Genomic DNA, 14,610 nt, shown 5'->3' with positions numbered 1-14,610 from the left:
GAGGGCTATTTCTGCTCTCGTAACAATTGAGCGGCACGGACAGCAAAGTAAGTGAGGATGCCATCAGCGCCGGCACGTTTAAAGGCGGTCAGGGATTCGAGGATCACGCCTTCACTCAACCAGCCATTCTGGATCGCCGCCATGTGCATGGCGTATTCACCGCTGACCTGATAGACGAAGGTCGGCACTTTGAAGGCATCTTTTACCCGGAACAAAATGTCCAGGTACGGCATGCCGGGCTTGACCATGACCATGTCCGCGCCTTCAGACAAATCCGCGCCCACTTCGTGCAGCGCTTCGTCGCTGTTGGCCGGGTCCATCTGATAGGAGGCCTTGTTCGCCTTGCCCAGGTTCGCGGCCGAACCTACCGCATCGCGGAACGGGCCGTAATAGGCGCTGGCGTACTTGGCCGAGTAGGCCATGATCCGCACATTGACGTGACCGGCCAGCTCCAGCGCTTCGCGGATTGCCTGGATGCGGCCGTCCATCATGTCCGACGGGGCAACCACCTGGGCGCCTGCAGCGGCATGAGACAAGGCTTGCTTGACCAGCGCATCGACAGTGATGTCGTTCTGCACATAGCCTTCTTCATCGAGAATGCCGTCCTGACCGTGAGTGGTGAACGGGTCGAGGGCAACGTCGGTAATCACGCCCAGCTCGGGGAATCGGTCACGCAGGGCGCGGGTAGCGCGCTGGGCGATACCTTGCGGATTCCAGGCTTCGGCGGCGTCGAGGGATTTGAGCTCCGGCGGGGTGACCGGGAACAGCGCCAGCGCCGGAATCCCCAGTTCGACCCATTTGGCGGCCTCTTCCAGCAGCAGGTCGATGGTCAGGCGCTCGACACCGGGCATCGAGGCCACGGCTTCGCGGCGGTTTTCACCGTCGAGCACGAACACCGGCAGGATCAGGTCATCGACCGTCAACACGTTCTCACGCACCAGTCGCCGGGAAAAATCGTCACGGCGATTGCGACGCAGACGGGTGGCAGGGAACAGACGGTTGGCTGGGGTAAAGCTCACGGCAGACTCCTGAGCCCGCGCAAACCGGCGAGCGTGACAGTTATAGATGGCCATTATGACGGTCGTATGACAGTTATGTGCACCCCTGCGACAGGTAGTCGCTTTCCATTGTCCGTGTAGGAAATGTTCACGTCGAGACACATTTCGACACTTTCCTGAATGTGTCCGAAGGGTTAGGCTGCGCGTTCATTTCGCCAGCACCCAGACAATGCTCCAACAATTTCTGCATGACTTCGGCTACTTTGCCCTGTTTCTCGGGACGTTTTTCGAAGGCGAAACCATCCTGGTGCTCGCGGGCTTCCTCGCGTTCCGTGAATACATGGACATCAAACTGGTGGTGGTCGTGGCGTTCTTCGGCAGCTATGCCGGGGATCAGCTGTGGTACTTCCTGGGCCGCAAACACGGACGCAAATTGCTGGCGCGCAAACCGCGCTGGCAGATGATGGGCGACCGCGCGCTGGAACACATCCGCAAGCACCCGGACATCTGGGTCCTGAGCTTTCGCTTCGTATACGGCCTGCGCACGGTGATGCCAGTAGCGATCGGCCTGTCGGGCTATCCGCCGGGACGTTATCTGCTGCTCAACGGTATCGGCGCCGCGATCTGGGCAACCGCCCTGGCCGCTGCCGCCTACCACTTCGGCGCTGTGCTCGAAGGCATGCTCGGCAGCATCAAGAAGTATGAGTTGTGGGTACTGGGCGCACTGCTGGTGCTCGGCCTGGGCCTGTGGCTGCGCCGCCGGTTCAAGAATGCCCGGCTGGCGAAAAAGGTCTACGAGGAAGAACAGGCCGAGCAACTGGCCAAGGCCGAACAGCACAAAGCCGACATGGCCAAGGCTGCCGACCCTAAGACGCCAGCCGAGTAAGTCGCTGGCGGCAGCAATACAGCCCGATGCCGCTGAGCAGGCTGTAACTGAGCAGGCCGACCCATATCCCCGGGCTGGCCGGCCACAGCCCGACCAGCGGCGCCAGCCACACCAGCGGCAGGTTCGATGCCAGCCGCAGCGCTTCCAGCCTTCCCGCCCACGGGCGATTCTCCAGGGCCACGCCCAACACGAACAGACCGAACGCCACCGCGCTCCAGCCAAGCAGCAATGCAGCGGTGGACAGACTGTGTTCCAGATTCATCAGGTAACTGCCCAGCGCCACGTACACGCCGAACTGCAACCCCACGTACCACTGCCGACGGCTGTCCAGCGCCACCTCGAATTTGCGGAACTGACGCAGGTCCGGCTTGCTCATCGGGTACTTCGCCGCGACGTCCGCCGGACGCCAGCCGGTGCGCATGAACCAGATCCTAATTTTGTCCCACGTGCGCTCGGCCCGACGCGCGTCCTCCCACAGCTGCGCGTAGAACTGCAGGTTGGCCCACAACGGATTCCAGCTCGCCAACGGCGTGGTCACGCCAAAAATCACCGGTTCATTGTCGTCCTCTTCCTGGAACGAGCCGAACAGACGGTCCCAAATAATGAACACCCCGCCGTAGTTGCGATCCATGTAGAGAGCGTTCTGTGCATGGTGGGCCCGATGATTGGACGGCGTGACGAAGCACCACTCGAACCAGCCGAGCTTGGGAATATGCCGGGTGTGGACCCAGAACTGATACAGCAGATTCAGCGCCGCAACACTGACGAACACCAGCAGCGGCACACCGAGTACCGCCATCGGCAGGTAGAAAATCCAGCTCAGCAGAAACCCGGTGCTGGTCTGGCGCAAGGCGGTAGAAAGGTTGTAGTCCTCGCTCTGGTGATGCACCGAATGCGCGGCCCAGAGGATGTTGCGTTCATGGCCCATGCGATGCAGCCAGTAATAGCAGAAGTCATAGAGAACAAAGGCCAACACCCACACCCAGACGCTGTCCGCAGGCAACCTGACCAGCGCCAGATGCTCAAGGGCAAACGCATAGGTCACCAGGCCAACACCCTTGGTCAGCAGGCCGGTGGTGGTCGACAACACGCCGGTGCTGATGCTGTTCACCGCATCGGCCAGGCGATAGTTGCTCACCCCGCGCCAGCGGTCGGCGATGAGTTCGGCCGCCATCAATACGAAGAAAAACGGCACCGCATACAGAATGAAGTTCATGACGTGCCCTGGTCGAAATCTGTAGCACAGATCCTAGGTGTAGCCGCGGCTGCACCCTATGGCAACGAGCGACAAATTAGTGGACATTTAACGCCATGAATCTGGAGAGAAACCCATGAGCAAAAAAGTTGCAGTGATCTTGTCCGGTTGCGGCGTGTACGACGGCGCCGAGATCCAAGAGAGCGTCATCACCCTGCTGCGCCTCGACCAGCGCGGCGCTCAGGTGCAGTGCTTCGCCCCGAACATCGCGCAATTGCATGTGATCAACCACCTGACCGGTGAAGAAATGCCCGAGTCGCGCAACGTGCTGGTGGAATCGGCACGCATCGCCCGGGGCAACGTCAAGGACCTGGGCGAGGCCGATGTCGAGGACTTCGATGCGCTGATCGTGCCCGGCGGTTTTGGTGCAGCGAAGAACCTGTCGAACTTCGCCAGCGAAGGCGCCGGCTGCACCGTACAGCCGGAAGTGCTGGCGCTGGCCGAAGCCTTTGCCGAAGCGGGCAAGCCTGTCGGCCTGATCTGCATCTCGCCCGCGCTGGCCGCGAAAATCTATGGCCCGGGCGTGACCTGCACCATCGGCAACGATGCCGACACGGCCGCCGCCATGAACAAGATGGGCGCCACCCACGAAGACTGCGCGGTGACCGACATCATCGAAGACAAGGCGCGCAAACTGGTGACGACCCCGGCGTACATGCTGGCGCAGACGATCAGCGAGGCGGCTTCGGGGATCAACAAGCTGGTGGATCGGGTGCTTGAGCTGACCCACGAAAACGACGCCTGACCGGCGATAGCGATCGTTCCCACGCTCCGCGTGGGAATGCAGCCTTGGACGCTCCGCGTCTGCATTGCATCGGCGGTGAGGCTGGGACGCGGAGCGTCCCGAGAGGCATTACCACGCAGAGCGTGGGAACGATCAATGTTCAGGTTTTGCGGGTGAGCCTGGTGAGGATCCGATCCAGCGCGTTGGCAAACGCCTGCTTCTCCCGGTCACCGAACGGTGCCGGGCCGCCGCTGACCTGGCCCTGTTCACGCAAGTCGGTGAACAGGTTGCGCGTCGCCAGCCGCTCAGCCATGTTCTGCGCGTCGAACTCCTTGCCTCGCGGGTCCAGCGCCGCCACACCCTTCTTCACCAGCCGGTCGGCCAGCGGGATGTCGCTGCAGATCACCAGTTCGCCCGGCACCGCGTGTTCCACCAGATAATCATCCGCCGCATCCGGGCCACTCGGCACCACGATCAGCTTGACGATCGCCAGCGCCGGTTTGCTCTGCGGCTGCCCCGCCACCAGCACCACCTCGAAGCGGCGCTTGAGGGCAAACTTCACCACCAGCTCTTTAGCCATCTTCGGGCAGGCGTCGGCATCGATCCATACGCGCATCATCTCAGGCCGCCACCCGGCGCTTTTCCGCCACCCGGCTGCGACCGTAGAGCACGATGATCGCCGCAATCGCCACGGCCTGCGCCGTCAGCGAATAGGCATCGGCGTGAATCCCCAGCCAGTCGAAATCGAAGAACGCCACCGGCCGGGTGCCGAAGATCCCGGCTTCCTGCAACGCCTTCACGCCGTGGCCGGCGAATACCACCGACAACGCGCAGAGCAGCGCCGCGTTGATGCTGAAGAACAGCGTCAGTGGCAGTTTTGCCGAACCGCGCAGGATCACCCATGCCAGACCGAACAGCAGCACCAGCGCCGTCGCGCCGCCGGCGAGTACCGCGTTATGCCCGGCGGGACCGGCCTGCAACCACAGGGTTTCGTAGAACAGGATCACTTCGAACAGCTCGCGGTACACCGAGAAGAACGCCAGGATCGCGAAGCCGAAACGCCCGCCGCCACCGACCAGGCTCTGTTTGATGTAATCCTGCCAGGCCGCCGCGTGGCGACGGTCGTGCATCCACACGCCAAGCCACAACACCATGACACTGGCGAACAGCGCCGTGGCGCCTTCGAGCAGTTCACGCTGGGAGCCGCTGACATCGATCACGTACGCCGCCAGCGCCCAGGTGCCAAGGCCCGCCAGCAGCGCCAGACCCCAGCCGATGTTGACGCTGCGCACCGCCGATTGCTGGCCGGTGTTGCGCAGGAACGCGAGGATCGCCGCCAGCACCAGAATCGCTTCCAGACCTTCGCGCAGCAGAATCAGCAGGCCGGAAATGTAGCTCAGCGACCAGCTCAGACCGTCGCTGCCCAGCAGACCGGCAGATTCCTTGAGTTTGGCCTTGGCCGCGTCCAGACGCTGCTCGGCCTGCGCCACCGGCAAACCGTCCTGCAGCGATTGCCGATAGGCCATCAGGGATTTTTCGGTGTCTTTACGCACGTTGGCATCGACGTTGTCCAGCGAGCTTTCGACCAGTTCGAAGCCTTCCAGATACGCCGCCACCGACAGGTCATAGGCTTGATCGTGCTCACCGGCACGGTACGCCGCCAGGCTGTTGTCCAGCGTCGCGGCGGTGTAGTCGAGCAACTGCGCCGGGCCGCGCTTGACTTGTGGCGGCTGCGCCCGTTGCACGCGGAAGATCGCAGCGGCTTCAGCGCCCTCGGCAGCCTGCACTTCGGCCGGAGTCTGACGGGCAAGGTCGGCGATGTTGTAGGTCTTGTCGGATTTGGCCGTGGCCGGATCGGCGCTGAACTGTGCGATATAGGTCGCCAGGTCCCAGCGCTGACGATCATCCAGTTGATCGGCGAAGGCTGGCATGTCAGTGCCTTCGACGCCCTGACCGAGGGTGCTGTAGATCGCATACAGACTCAGGTGATCCATCCGCGCGGCGTCGCGCAGATTGGCCGGCGCCGGCGTCATGCCAAGGCCCGCCGGGCCGTCACCGGCACCCGTGTCGCCGTGGCACACCGAGCAGTTTTGCGCGTAGAGCGGCGCGCCACGGATCGGATCAGGCGTGATGATCGGGGCCTGGCTGACTTCATAAGCCACCGCCAGTTTCGCCCCCAGTTGCCGGGCCTGACGGGCCACGTCCGCGCCGTCCTGTTTCGCCGTGATGGCGGCGTGCAAGGCAGTGACACCCTGTTCCAGCGCCGCCTTCTCAGGTTTGGCCGGCAGGCCGGCGATCAGCCCTTGCAGCACTTGGGTGAATTCCAGCTGCTCGCGGTATTCACCGTCGTCGATGACCTTGCCAGCCTGCACCGTCGGCGGGTAATCGGCGCTGATGTAATCGAGCAGGTGCAGCGCTTGCGGTGCGCCTTCCACGGTGTCGGCCAGCAGATTGAAGCTGCTCAGCGCGCACAACGGGAACACCAGCCAGGCCAGGAATCGGGACGCGGCAGTCATGAATGAGTCTCAAGTGGAAATGCGAAGTTACATATTGTTCACGTCGAGGGAGCCTGACTCAAGCTTTCTCTCCAATCGCCGGCACTTGGCCATCGCCCGCCCATATAATCCGACACCTCCCGCCTTACTGTTCAAGGAAGAGCTGCACTCCATGCGCCAATGCCTGCTGTTCCCGATGTTAATCGGCACGCTCCTGCTACTTAGCGGATGCGCCGCTTACCGCAATTACGACCTGGAAATGCAGCAAACCAACGACCGGCTGATGCTCGGCGACTATCAGGGCGCACTGGATGTGCTGGAGTGGCACAACCCCTGGGAAGACAAGGACCTGCTCTACTACTTCGAGAAGGGTTCGATTCTCAGCTTCGCCAACGCACGCCCGCAGAGCCAGAAAGCCTGGCGCAGCGCCGACCGGATGGTGTTCCAGCGCGAAGAAGCCGTGCCTTCCGCCCCCATGAAGCTGCTCAACCGGTTTGCCTATGAAATGGGCACCATGCTGGTCAACGACAAGCTCAGTCGCTACGAAGGCTATGACTACGAAAAAGTCATGCTGACCACACAGATGGCCCTCAACCAATTGGGTGAAAGTGATTTCGACGGCGCCCGGGCAGACATCAAGAAGACCCACGAACGTGAAGCACTGATCGCCCGTCAGCGGGAGCGCCAGTATGAAGAGCTTGAGGAACAGGCCAAAGCTCAAGGCATCGTCGTGCAATACAAGGATCTGCAGGGCTATCCCGTCACTACCCTGGATGCGCCGGCGGTGATTGAACTGAAAAACGGTTACCAGAGTGCTTTCAGCCATTACCTGGCCGGGTTCACCTATGAAGCGCTGGGTGAACGGGATCTGGCCGCACCGGGTTATCGCCAGGCGATCGAGTTGCGCCCAAACACGCCCTTCCTCGAACAGGCGTTGCGCAATCTCGACAAACCGCCGGCCAAGGATGATGAAAGCGATGTTCTGATCGTCGTCCAGAGCGGTCTGGCGCCGGCCCGCAGCTCGGTAACGGTGCCGATCCCGGTGCGGCTCAATGAAAATCTGGTCATTACCGCGCCGATCTCGTTTCCCATTCTGGTGCCGGACACCGTCACACCGGCGTTCGACCACATCCTGGTGGATGGCCGCAAGCGGCGGCTGACCATGATCAACAGCGTTACCGACATGGCATTCCGTACGTTGCGCGACGACATGCCGGCGATCATTTCCCGGGCGATGTTTCGCGCCAACATGGCCGCCATTTCCCAGGCGCAGGAAAACGAGCGCAATCCGGCCAAGGCCTCGCTGGTCGTCACCGAGCACGATCCCTTTGAGGAGGCCGATACCCGAACGTGGCGCACGCTCCCCGACAAGACACTGGTGGCACGCATTCGACTGAAGAAAGGCGATCATCGATTCAATGCGCCCAATGCGCCCGGAGCGTCATCGGTCATCCTGCGCATCGACCGCGATCACCAGTTGGTCAACCTGCGAGTTCTGAGAGATGTCGCCAACGTAATCGGCAATGCCAGATTGCCGGATAAGTAATGGCACCTAACTAACCAGTGCAATTAAAAAGCTATTACATAGCCAGCATCGCCCGCTTATAATGCCGCGCCCGCGCTATCGCGATGCGGCATTAAAGCTCCTCTTTTTATGAGGAATTGGCAGGAGGCCAATGCCACTGTCGATCGGTCCCAGCAGCCCGACCCGCACCCGAGGCTGTCGCTACTCATGGAAGAAGTACCCCATGGCATTCCGCGCTCCCACTCTGATCGCGCTCAGCGCCGTCACCCTGCTGTCCGGCTGTTCGGCGTTTCGCAACTACGATTCCGAACTGGCCCAGACCAACCAGCAACTGGCTACCGGCAACGTCGACGCCGCCCTGACCCTGCTGGAAAAGAACAACACCGGCCCGGACAAGGACCTGCTCTATTACTTCGAAAAGGGTGAATTGCTGCGCGCCAAGGGCGATCTGTCCGGCAGCCAGAATGCCTGGACCAGCGCCGACCAGGTGGTGGGCAAGTGGGAAGACTCGGTCAAGCTCGACACCGACAAGTACCTGGCCCAGTTCGGCAGCTTCCTGGTCAACGACAAGGTGCGCCGCTACGAAGGCTACGACTACGAAAAAGTCATGCTGACCACGCAGATGGCCCTGAACCTGCTGGCGGTCAATGATTTCGACGGCGCCCGTACCGCAATCAAGAAGACGCACGAACGTGAAGCGGTGATCGCCGACCTGCGCGACAAGGAATACCTCAAGAGCGAAGAGGAAGCCGAAAAAGAAGGCATCAAGACCGAATACAAGGACTTGCAGGGCTATCCGGTCGCCAGCCTCGACGCGCCGGAAGTGGTCGGCCTGAAAAACAGCTACCAGAGTGCGTTCAGCCACTACCTGGCCGGTTTCGTCTATGAAGCCCTGGGCGAGAAAGACCTGGCTGCGCCGGGCTATCGCAAGGCTGCCGAGCTGCGCCCGAACACCCCGCTGCTGGAGCAGGCGCTGGTCAACCTCGACAAGCCGGTCAAGAGCGACGACAGCGACATCCTGATCGTGGTGCAAAGCGGTCTGGCGCCGGCCCGCGATTCGATCCGCGTGCCGTTGCCGCTGCCAATCTCCAACAACGTAGTGATCACCCCGCTGTCGTTCCCGATCATCAAACCTGACACCTCCACCGCGACCTTCGCGCAGATCGGCGTCGATGGCCAGCAGGTCGACCTGACCGCACTGAACAGCACCACCGCCATGTCCCGCCGCGCGCTGCGCGATGACATGCCGGGGATCATCCTGCGCACCACCGTGCGCGCGATCACCAAAGGTGTGGCGCAAAAGAAGATCAACGAAACCAACCCGCTGGCCGGTCTGGCGGTCGGTATTTCTTCAGCTGTGCTCGAAGGTGCCGATACCCGTACGTGGCGCACCCTGCCGGACACCACACAAGTGGTCCGTCTGCGCCTGAAAAAGGGTGAGCACCAGGTTACTCTGCCGAGCGCCGTCGGGGGCTCTCAGGTCAAGGTGACCGTCGATCAGCGTTACCAGGTGATCACCCTGCGCGCCGTCGGCAATCAGGTGTTCGCCGCCGGCCTCGCCGCCCACGTCACCCCGAGCGCTGGCGCCACCGCCGTGGCCAGCCTCAAACAACCTTAAGAACGGAGTCTTTGCATGCGCCTCAAACTCATCGCCGTCGCCGCCTTCGCCCTTCTGGCGAGCGGCTGCGCCACCCCGCCACCGCCGGAGCCGGGCAGCGCCGCGAGCAAGGTCGTGGCCATGGGCCCGCAGAAACACATCGTGGTCGGCGCGATGCGCGTGGCCCGCGAAAACGGTTTCATGACCGTCAACGTGCAGTTGAGCAACACCCTCAACAGCAACAAGACGTTCTACTACCGCTTCGCCTGGCTCGGGCCGGAAGGGTTCCCGATCGCCGAAGAAGAAGTCTGGAAGAGCCAGATGATGTACGGCGCCCAGACCAGCTTCATCCAGGGCATTGCCCCGACGCCGAAAGCCGTGGACTTCCGTCTGGAACTCAAGACGCCTTAAGCCCGACACCCTATTTCCGATTCAGAGACCATTCCCATGTTTGCACGCTTTTCCTTCATCGCCGTCCTCGCCCTGCTGGCCTCCGGTTGCGCCAACACTTCGCCGACCCTGGGCAGCAAGAACATCAGCTACGGCGACACCAAGGCCGTTGAAACCGTGACCAACGAGTTCGGCTCCACCGACCTGCAGATGATCGCCGAATCGATGACCCGTTCGCTGGCCCAGTCCGGCATCCTGCAGGGTCGCCCTGTGGTGCAGGTCTACGACGTGAAGAACAAGACCAGCGAATACATCGACACCCGCGAAATCACCACCAGCATCAAGACCCAGCTGATGAAGTCCGGCACCGCCCGCTTCGCCAGCGACAACACTGCGATGCAGAGCCAGGTCGACCAGCTCAAGCTGCAAAATCAGAGCGGCCTGTACAAGAAGAGCACCGTGGCCAAGACTGGCAACATGATCGCCGCCAAATACCGTCTTGAAGGTTCGATCAGCTCGATCGTCAAGCGCAGCAGCGACTACAAGGACGTCTTCTACAAATTCAGCCTGCAACTGATCGACGTTGAAAGCGGTCTGGCCGAGTGGATGGACGAAAAAGAGATCCGCAAAACCACGGAGCGTTAATCGATGCGCGCATGGATTGGCATGATGGCCCTGGCTTGCGCGTTCAGCGTGCAGGCGGCCCCGAAAGTCGCGGTGACGGATCTGGCGTACCAGGAACGTGTGGAGCAATACATCCACATCGTTTCGGCACAGAACAATTACCGCGAAGGTTATTACAGCGCCAGTGGGTCTTCGAGCTACAACGAGCTCGAAGCCACCACCAGCTACATCGAACAGACCGAACTGCGTAAATTCACCGGTGACATCAAGGGTGAAATCCTGCGTACCGGCATGTTCCAGCTGGTGCAGGGCACGCCGTACACCGCGTCCTCCAAGGGTGACGTCTACGACGTGATCAAGCGGATCAAGGCCGGCAACTTCAAGGGTGCCGATTACGTGCTGTTCGGCACTGTATCGGACATCGACTTCACCCAGGACGTGAACGAGCTGGCGAACACCGACAGCTACTCCGCCGTGCTGGGCCTGACGCTGGTGGCTGACTTCAGCCTGATCAACACCAAGACCTACGAAATCACCTCGGCGTTCACGGCGATGGGTGAAGCGCAGGACACCAAACTGGTGAACCACCGCGACATCAAGATCTCGCTCAACCGCCCGCGGGTGGTGCGTGACGTGTCGAAGGCGCTGGGCGAAGACGTGGCCGGGCAACTGAGCATGCAGCTCGGCGGTGGCGGTTACGAGCAGCCGCGTGAGCCGCAGCAACGTAACAATCTGCCGCGTGATACGGCGCCAGTGATTCTGCGCTGATTAACAGTCGGAAACGAAAAAGGCGACCTGCAAAGGTCGCCTTTTTTGTGCCTGTACGCTTTACGCAGCAGCTTTGCGCAACGTCGCCATGAACGCCGCGGCGCCAATGAACAGCCCGGCAAACGTGCGGTTCATGCGTCTCTGCTGAGTCGGTGTGCGCAACAGGCGCAGCACCTTCGAAGCCAGACCGGTGTAGCCGGCCATGACGATCAGGTCGACCGCAATCATGGTCACGCCGATCACCACGTACTGGATCAACAGCGGCGCATGCGGATTGATGAACTGCGGCAGCACCGCCAGCATGAACACCAGGGCCTTGGGGTTGCTGATGTTCACCAGAAAGCCACGGAACACCAGGGCCAGCGGTTTGCCGATCGGCCGGACCGCCGCGTCGTCACTCATGTCCATCGGCAGTGCGCGCCACTGCTTGATCGCGAGATAAACCAGGTAGGCGACACCGAACCATTTGATCGCGTGGAACGCGGTGGCCGAAGCGGTGAGAATCGCGCCGACACCGGCGCCGACGATGGCGATCTGCACAGCCAGGCCGATCTGCAGGCCCAGGGCATTCCAGTAGCCGCGCCAGAAACCGTATTGCAGGCCGCTGGACATCGACGCAATGGCGCCGGCGCCCGGAGAAAGGCTGATCACCCAGCAGGCGGCAAAAAACGCCAGCCATGTTTGAAGCTCCATCGCACACCTCGACTTCGGACTCGTGACAATCCTCAAAGCTAATGCGGATTTGGCTGGATGACTACCGATTTTTTGCAGGATGTTGCGGCCGCCGACCAACGTGGCCGGCGCGCGATCACTTTTCGAAACCGCTGGACGGGAACACATCCGTGCCGCGCCAGCGTCGCACCGAACGCTGGAAGAACAGGCTGTTGGGCACTTGCACCATGGCGCTGCCGGTGCCGAGTTCTTCGGCTTCGATCAAGGTGGTGTAGAGCAGATTGATCGCTACCACCCGACCTTTGACGCCGGGCTTGTCGGTGGTGTCCACCAGTTCGACCACGTCGCCGAGACGAAACGGACCGACGGTGAAGATCAGAATTGCGCAGAGCAGGTTCGACAGCACGCTCCACATCGCGAAAAAGGCCACCGCCGCCACCGCGACGAAGCCCGACAACGCAGTCCAGAGCACCGTGGCCGAGACTCCAAGGCGTTCCAGCACGAAGATCAGCGCACTGCCCATGATCAGCCAGCGCAGACCGCCGCGCAGCGGCATCAGCAGCTGCGGCGGGAACGGATACTTCTCGCCCAGGCGGGTCAGGAATCGGGCGACGACACGCTGGGCGAAGTAGCCGGCCAGCAGGATCAGCAGAATCTGCACGCCGAGCCAGATCGGCTCGACCCACATGGCCGGCAATGGAAGTTTGAAGGCTTCCATCAGGACAACGCCTCCAGCTCCGCCTGCATGCTTTCCAGCGTTTCCAGGGCTTGCATCCACGCTTCTTCAAGTTCGCCTTCGCGGACTTTCAGCTTGGCCTGCTCGGCCAGCAGGTCACGCAATTCGCTCTTGCGCGCCGGCTCGTAGATGTCGCTGTCGCCAAGGCTGGCATCGACCTTCGCCAGCTTCTCGTGCAGCTTGCCGAGCTCGGCTTCGAGCTTGTCAGCCTCGCGCTTGTGCGGCGCCAGTTGCTGACGCAACGCAGCGGCGGCCTGACGCTGGGCCTTCTTGTCAGTCTTGTCCGGATTGACCGGCGTGTTGCTGACCGGGGCGTTGCGCTGGCGGTATTCGACCAGCCAACGAGCGTAATCCTCAAGATCGCCGTCGAACTCTTCGACCTTGCCGTCCGCGACCAGGAAGAAGTTGTCGGTGGTGCTCTTGAGCAGATGCCGATCGTGGGAAACCACCAGCACCGCACCACTGAATTCCTGCAACGCCATGGTCAGCGCCAGGCGCATTTCCAGATCCAGGTGGTTGGTCGGTTCGTCGAGCAGCAACAGGTTCGGCCGTTCCCAGGCGATCAGCGCCAGGGCCAAACGGGCCTTTTCGCCACCGGAGAAATTCAGCACCGGCTCGTCGATCCGCGCACCGCGGAAGTCGAAACCACCGAGGAAGTCGCGCAGGGTCTGCTCGCGCTCGGTTGGCGCCAGACGCTGCAAGTGCAGCAACGGGCTGGCCTTGGCATCCAGAGAGTCGAGCTGATGCTGGGCGAAGTAGCCGACCACAGTGTTCTCACCGCGAGTCAGGCGCCCGGCCAGTGGTTCGAGTTCACCGGCGAGGTTCTTGATCAGCGTGGACTTGCCCGCACCGTTGGGGCCGAGCAAGCCGATTCGCGCGCCGGGGGTCAGTTGCAGCTTGACCTTCTCCAGCACGGTTTTCTCGCCATAACCCAGGCGCGCATCAGACAGGTCGATCAGCGGGCTGGAGATCTTGGTCGACTCGCGAAACACGAAGTCGAACGGCGAATCGACGTGGGCCGCCGACAGTTCCTCCATTCGCTCCAGCGCCTTGATCCGGCTCTGAGCCTGACGGGCCTTGGTGGCCTGGGCCTTGAAGCGGGCGATGTAGCTTTCCATGTGCGCACGTTGCGCCTGCTGCTTCTCGTAGGCCTGTTGTTGCTGGGCCAGACGCTCGGCACGGGCGCGCTCGAATGCGGTGTAGCCGCCACGGTAGAGCACCAGCTTGCGCTGATCGACGTGGGCCACATGATCGACCACTTCATCGAGGAAATCACGGTCGTGGGAAATCAGCAGCAAGGTGCCGGGGTAACTTTTCAGCCACTCTTCGAGCCAGATGATGGCGTCGAGATCCAAGTGGTTGGTCGGTTCGTCGAGCAGCAGCAGGTCTGATGGGCACATCAAAGCCTGCGCAAGGTTCAGACGCATCCGCCAGCCACCGGAGAAATCTCCTACCTGACGATCCATCTGCTCGTTGTTGAAACCGAGCCCGGCGAGCAACTTGCGCGCTCGCGCATCGGCGGTGTAACCATTGGCGCTGTCGAGTTCGGCGTGCAGGCGCGCCAGCGCGGTGCCGTCGTGGGCCTCTTCGGCTGCCGCGAGCTCGCGCTGCACTTGGCGCAGACGCAGGTCACCGTCGAGCACATAGTCGACCGCCAGGCGTTCGAGCGTATCGACCTCCTGGCGCATGTGGGCGATACGCCAGTCGGCCGGCAGCAGACAGTCGCCCGAGTCCGGGTGCAACTCACCGCGGAGCAAGGCGAACAGGCTGGATTTGCCGGCGCCGTTGGCACCGATGAGGCCGGCTTTCTGGCCGGCGTGCAGGGTCAGCTCGGCGTCTTCTAGCAGACGTTGCGGGCCACGCTGTAAAGTCAGGTTCTGAAGTCGGATCATAATGGCGGCGGAGTCTACCAGCTTCCCCCGCAACTGGCGCGAGTAGCA

14 protein-coding genes are annotated in these 14,610 nt (G+C 61.9%); 7 read left to right on the top strand and 7 right to left on the bottom strand.

Going from position 1 to position 14,610, the window contains the following annotated elements; genetic code table 11:
• Positions 1 to 5 precede the first annotated feature (5 nt).
• Complete coding sequence (hemB, locus tag CAF73_RS07335; RefSeq protein ID WP_085696883.1) at positions 6 to 1,019, bottom strand: porphobilinogen synthase; 1,014 nt, start codon at positions 1,017 to 1,019, stop codon at positions 6 to 8.
• Between the two features lie 208 nt (positions 1,020 to 1,227).
• Between hemB and CAF73_RS07330 the strand changes: the two genes are divergently transcribed.
• Positions 1,228 to 1,884, top strand: a complete 657-nt coding sequence (locus tag CAF73_RS07330; RefSeq protein ID WP_085702345.1) for a DedA family protein — start codon at positions 1,228 to 1,230, stop codon at positions 1,882 to 1,884.
• On the opposite strand, the gene CAF73_RS07325 is transcribed toward CAF73_RS07330, so the two are convergent.
• On the bottom strand, positions 1,865 to 3,100 hold the full coding sequence (locus CAF73_RS07325; RefSeq protein ID WP_085696881.1) for a sterol desaturase family protein: 1,236 nt from the start codon (positions 3,098 to 3,100) through the stop codon (positions 1,865 to 1,867). The genes CAF73_RS07330 and CAF73_RS07325 overlap by 20 nt on opposite strands.
• A gap of 115 nt (positions 3,101 to 3,215) precedes the next feature.
• On the opposite strand from CAF73_RS07325, the gene elbB reads away from it, so the two are divergent.
• The gene (elbB, locus tag CAF73_RS07320) at positions 3,216 to 3,884 is read left to right on the top strand and encodes an isoprenoid biosynthesis glyoxalase ElbB (protein WP_085702344.1); all 669 of its coding nucleotides are present in this window, start codon (positions 3,216 to 3,218) and stop codon (positions 3,882 to 3,884) included.
• Positions 3,885 to 4,023: 139 nt separating this feature from the next.
• Here the strand turns inward: elbB and CAF73_RS07315 are convergent, their stop codons facing one another.
• Both CAF73_RS07315 and CAF73_RS07310 read right to left on the bottom strand, forming a co-directional pair.
• Positions 4,024 to 4,479, bottom strand: a complete 456-nt coding sequence (locus CAF73_RS07315; RefSeq protein WP_085696946.1) for a YaiI/YqxD family protein — start codon at positions 4,477 to 4,479, stop codon at positions 4,024 to 4,026.
• A gap of 4 nt (positions 4,480 to 4,483) precedes the next feature.
• Positions 4,484 to 6,379, bottom strand: a complete 1,896-nt coding sequence (locus CAF73_RS07310; RefSeq protein ID WP_085702343.1) for an FTR1 family protein — start codon at positions 6,377 to 6,379, stop codon at positions 4,484 to 4,486.
• A gap of 151 nt (positions 6,380 to 6,530) precedes the next feature.
• Between CAF73_RS07310 and CAF73_RS07305 the strand changes: the two genes are divergently transcribed.
• The 5 genes from CAF73_RS07305 to CAF73_RS07285 all read left to right on the top strand — a co-directional run bounded on the left by CAF73_RS07305 (position 6,531) and on the right by CAF73_RS07285 (position 11,262).
• On the top strand, positions 6,531 to 7,904 hold the full coding sequence (locus CAF73_RS07305) for a COG3014 family protein (RefSeq protein WP_085696878.1): 1,374 nt from the start codon (positions 6,531 to 6,533) through the stop codon (positions 7,902 to 7,904).
• A 202-nt stretch (positions 7,905 to 8,106) separates the two neighbouring features.
• The gene (locus CAF73_RS07300) at positions 8,107 to 9,501 is read left to right on the top strand and encodes a COG3014 family protein (RefSeq protein ID WP_085606055.1); all 1,395 of its coding nucleotides are present in this window, start codon (positions 8,107 to 8,109) and stop codon (positions 9,499 to 9,501) included.
• Positions 9,502 to 9,516: 15 nt separating this feature from the next.
• Entirely contained in the window at positions 9,517 to 9,891 is a 375-nt protein-coding gene (locus CAF73_RS07295) for a YcfL family protein (RefSeq protein WP_085696877.1), read from the top strand.
• A 36-nt stretch (positions 9,892 to 9,927) separates the two neighbouring features.
• Positions 9,928 to 10,515 (top strand): penicillin-binding protein activator LpoB, encoded by a 588-nt coding sequence (gene lpoB / locus CAF73_RS07290; protein WP_007951848.1) that lies wholly within the window; start codon positions 9,928 to 9,930, stop codon positions 10,513 to 10,515.
• A 3-nt stretch (positions 10,516 to 10,518) separates the two neighbouring features.
• Positions 10,519 to 11,262: a penicillin-binding protein activator LpoB gene (locus CAF73_RS07285; protein WP_085696875.1), complete on the top strand. Its 744-nt coding sequence runs from the start codon at positions 10,519 to 10,521 to the stop codon at positions 11,260 to 11,262.
• 60 nt (positions 11,263 to 11,322) lie between these two features.
• Here the strand turns inward: CAF73_RS07285 and CAF73_RS07280 are convergent, their stop codons facing one another.
• The 3 genes from CAF73_RS07280 to abc-f form a co-directional block, all read right to left on the bottom strand.
• A complete protein-coding gene (locus tag CAF73_RS07280) occupies positions 11,323 to 11,955 on the bottom strand; it encodes a LysE family transporter (RefSeq protein ID WP_064600316.1) in 633 nt (210 codons plus the stop codon).
• Between the two features lie 115 nt (positions 11,956 to 12,070).
• A complete protein-coding gene (locus tag CAF73_RS07275) occupies positions 12,071 to 12,652 on the bottom strand; it encodes a mechanosensitive ion channel family protein (protein ID WP_011336505.1) in 582 nt (193 codons plus the stop codon).
• Positions 12,652 to 14,562 (bottom strand): ribosomal protection-like ABC-F family protein, encoded by a 1,911-nt coding sequence (gene abc-f, locus CAF73_RS07270; protein ID WP_085702342.1) that lies wholly within the window; start codon positions 14,560 to 14,562, stop codon positions 12,652 to 12,654. The genes CAF73_RS07275 and abc-f overlap by 1 nt, the downstream gene beginning before the upstream one ends.
• Positions 14,563 to 14,610 lie beyond the last annotated feature (48 nt).

It is taken from the genome of Pseudomonas sp. B15(2017) (assembly GCF_002113215.1).
Classification (GTDB): domain Bacteria; phylum Pseudomonadota; class Gammaproteobacteria; order Pseudomonadales; family Pseudomonadaceae; genus Aquipseudomonas.
Note: the sequence above shows the minus strand (reverse complement) of the source record. Positions and strands in the feature narration are given on the sequence as shown.

Bases quoted from the DNA above. Each gene is read 5' to 3' on its own strand.
- CAF73_RS07310 (WP_085702343.1), bottom strand. From the start codon at position 6,379: ATGACTGCCGCGTCCCGATTCCTGGCCTGGCTGGTGTTCCCGTTGTGC.
- CAF73_RS07275 (WP_011336505.1), bottom strand. From the start codon at position 12,652: ATGGAAGCCTTCAAACTTCCATTGCCGGCCATGTGGGTCGAGCCGATC.
- CAF73_RS07330 (WP_085702345.1), top strand. From the start codon at position 1,228: ATGCTCCAACAATTTCTGCATGACTTCGGCTACTTTGCCCTGTTTCTC.
- CAF73_RS07295 (WP_085696877.1), top strand. From the start codon at position 9,517: ATGCGCCTCAAACTCATCGCCGTCGCCGCCTTCGCCCTTCTGGCGAGC.
- CAF73_RS07305 (WP_085696878.1), top strand. From the start codon at position 6,531: ATGCGCCAATGCCTGCTGTTCCCGATGTTAATCGGCACGCTCCTGCTA.
- lpoB (WP_007951848.1), top strand. From the start codon at position 9,928: ATGTTTGCACGCTTTTCCTTCATCGCCGTCCTCGCCCTGCTGGCCTCC.
- abc-f (WP_085702342.1), bottom strand. From the start codon at position 14,562: ATGATCCGACTTCAGAACCTGACTTTACAGCGTGGCCCGCAACGTCTG.
- CAF73_RS07280 (WP_064600316.1), bottom strand. From the start codon at position 11,955: ATGGAGCTTCAAACATGGCTGGCGTTTTTTGCCGCCTGCTGGGTGATC.
- CAF73_RS07300 (WP_085606055.1), top strand. From the start codon at position 8,107: ATGGCATTCCGCGCTCCCACTCTGATCGCGCTCAGCGCCGTCACCCTG.
- CAF73_RS07285 (WP_085696875.1), top strand. From the start codon at position 10,519: ATGCGCGCATGGATTGGCATGATGGCCCTGGCTTGCGCGTTCAGCGTG.
- CAF73_RS07325 (WP_085696881.1), bottom strand. From the start codon at position 3,100: ATGAACTTCATTCTGTATGCGGTGCCGTTTTTCTTCGTATTGATGGCG.
- elbB (WP_085702344.1), top strand. From the start codon at position 3,216: ATGAGCAAAAAAGTTGCAGTGATCTTGTCCGGTTGCGGCGTGTACGAC.
- CAF73_RS07315 (WP_085696946.1), bottom strand. From the start codon at position 4,479: ATGCGCGTATGGATCGATGCCGACGCCTGCCCGAAGATGGCTAAAGAG.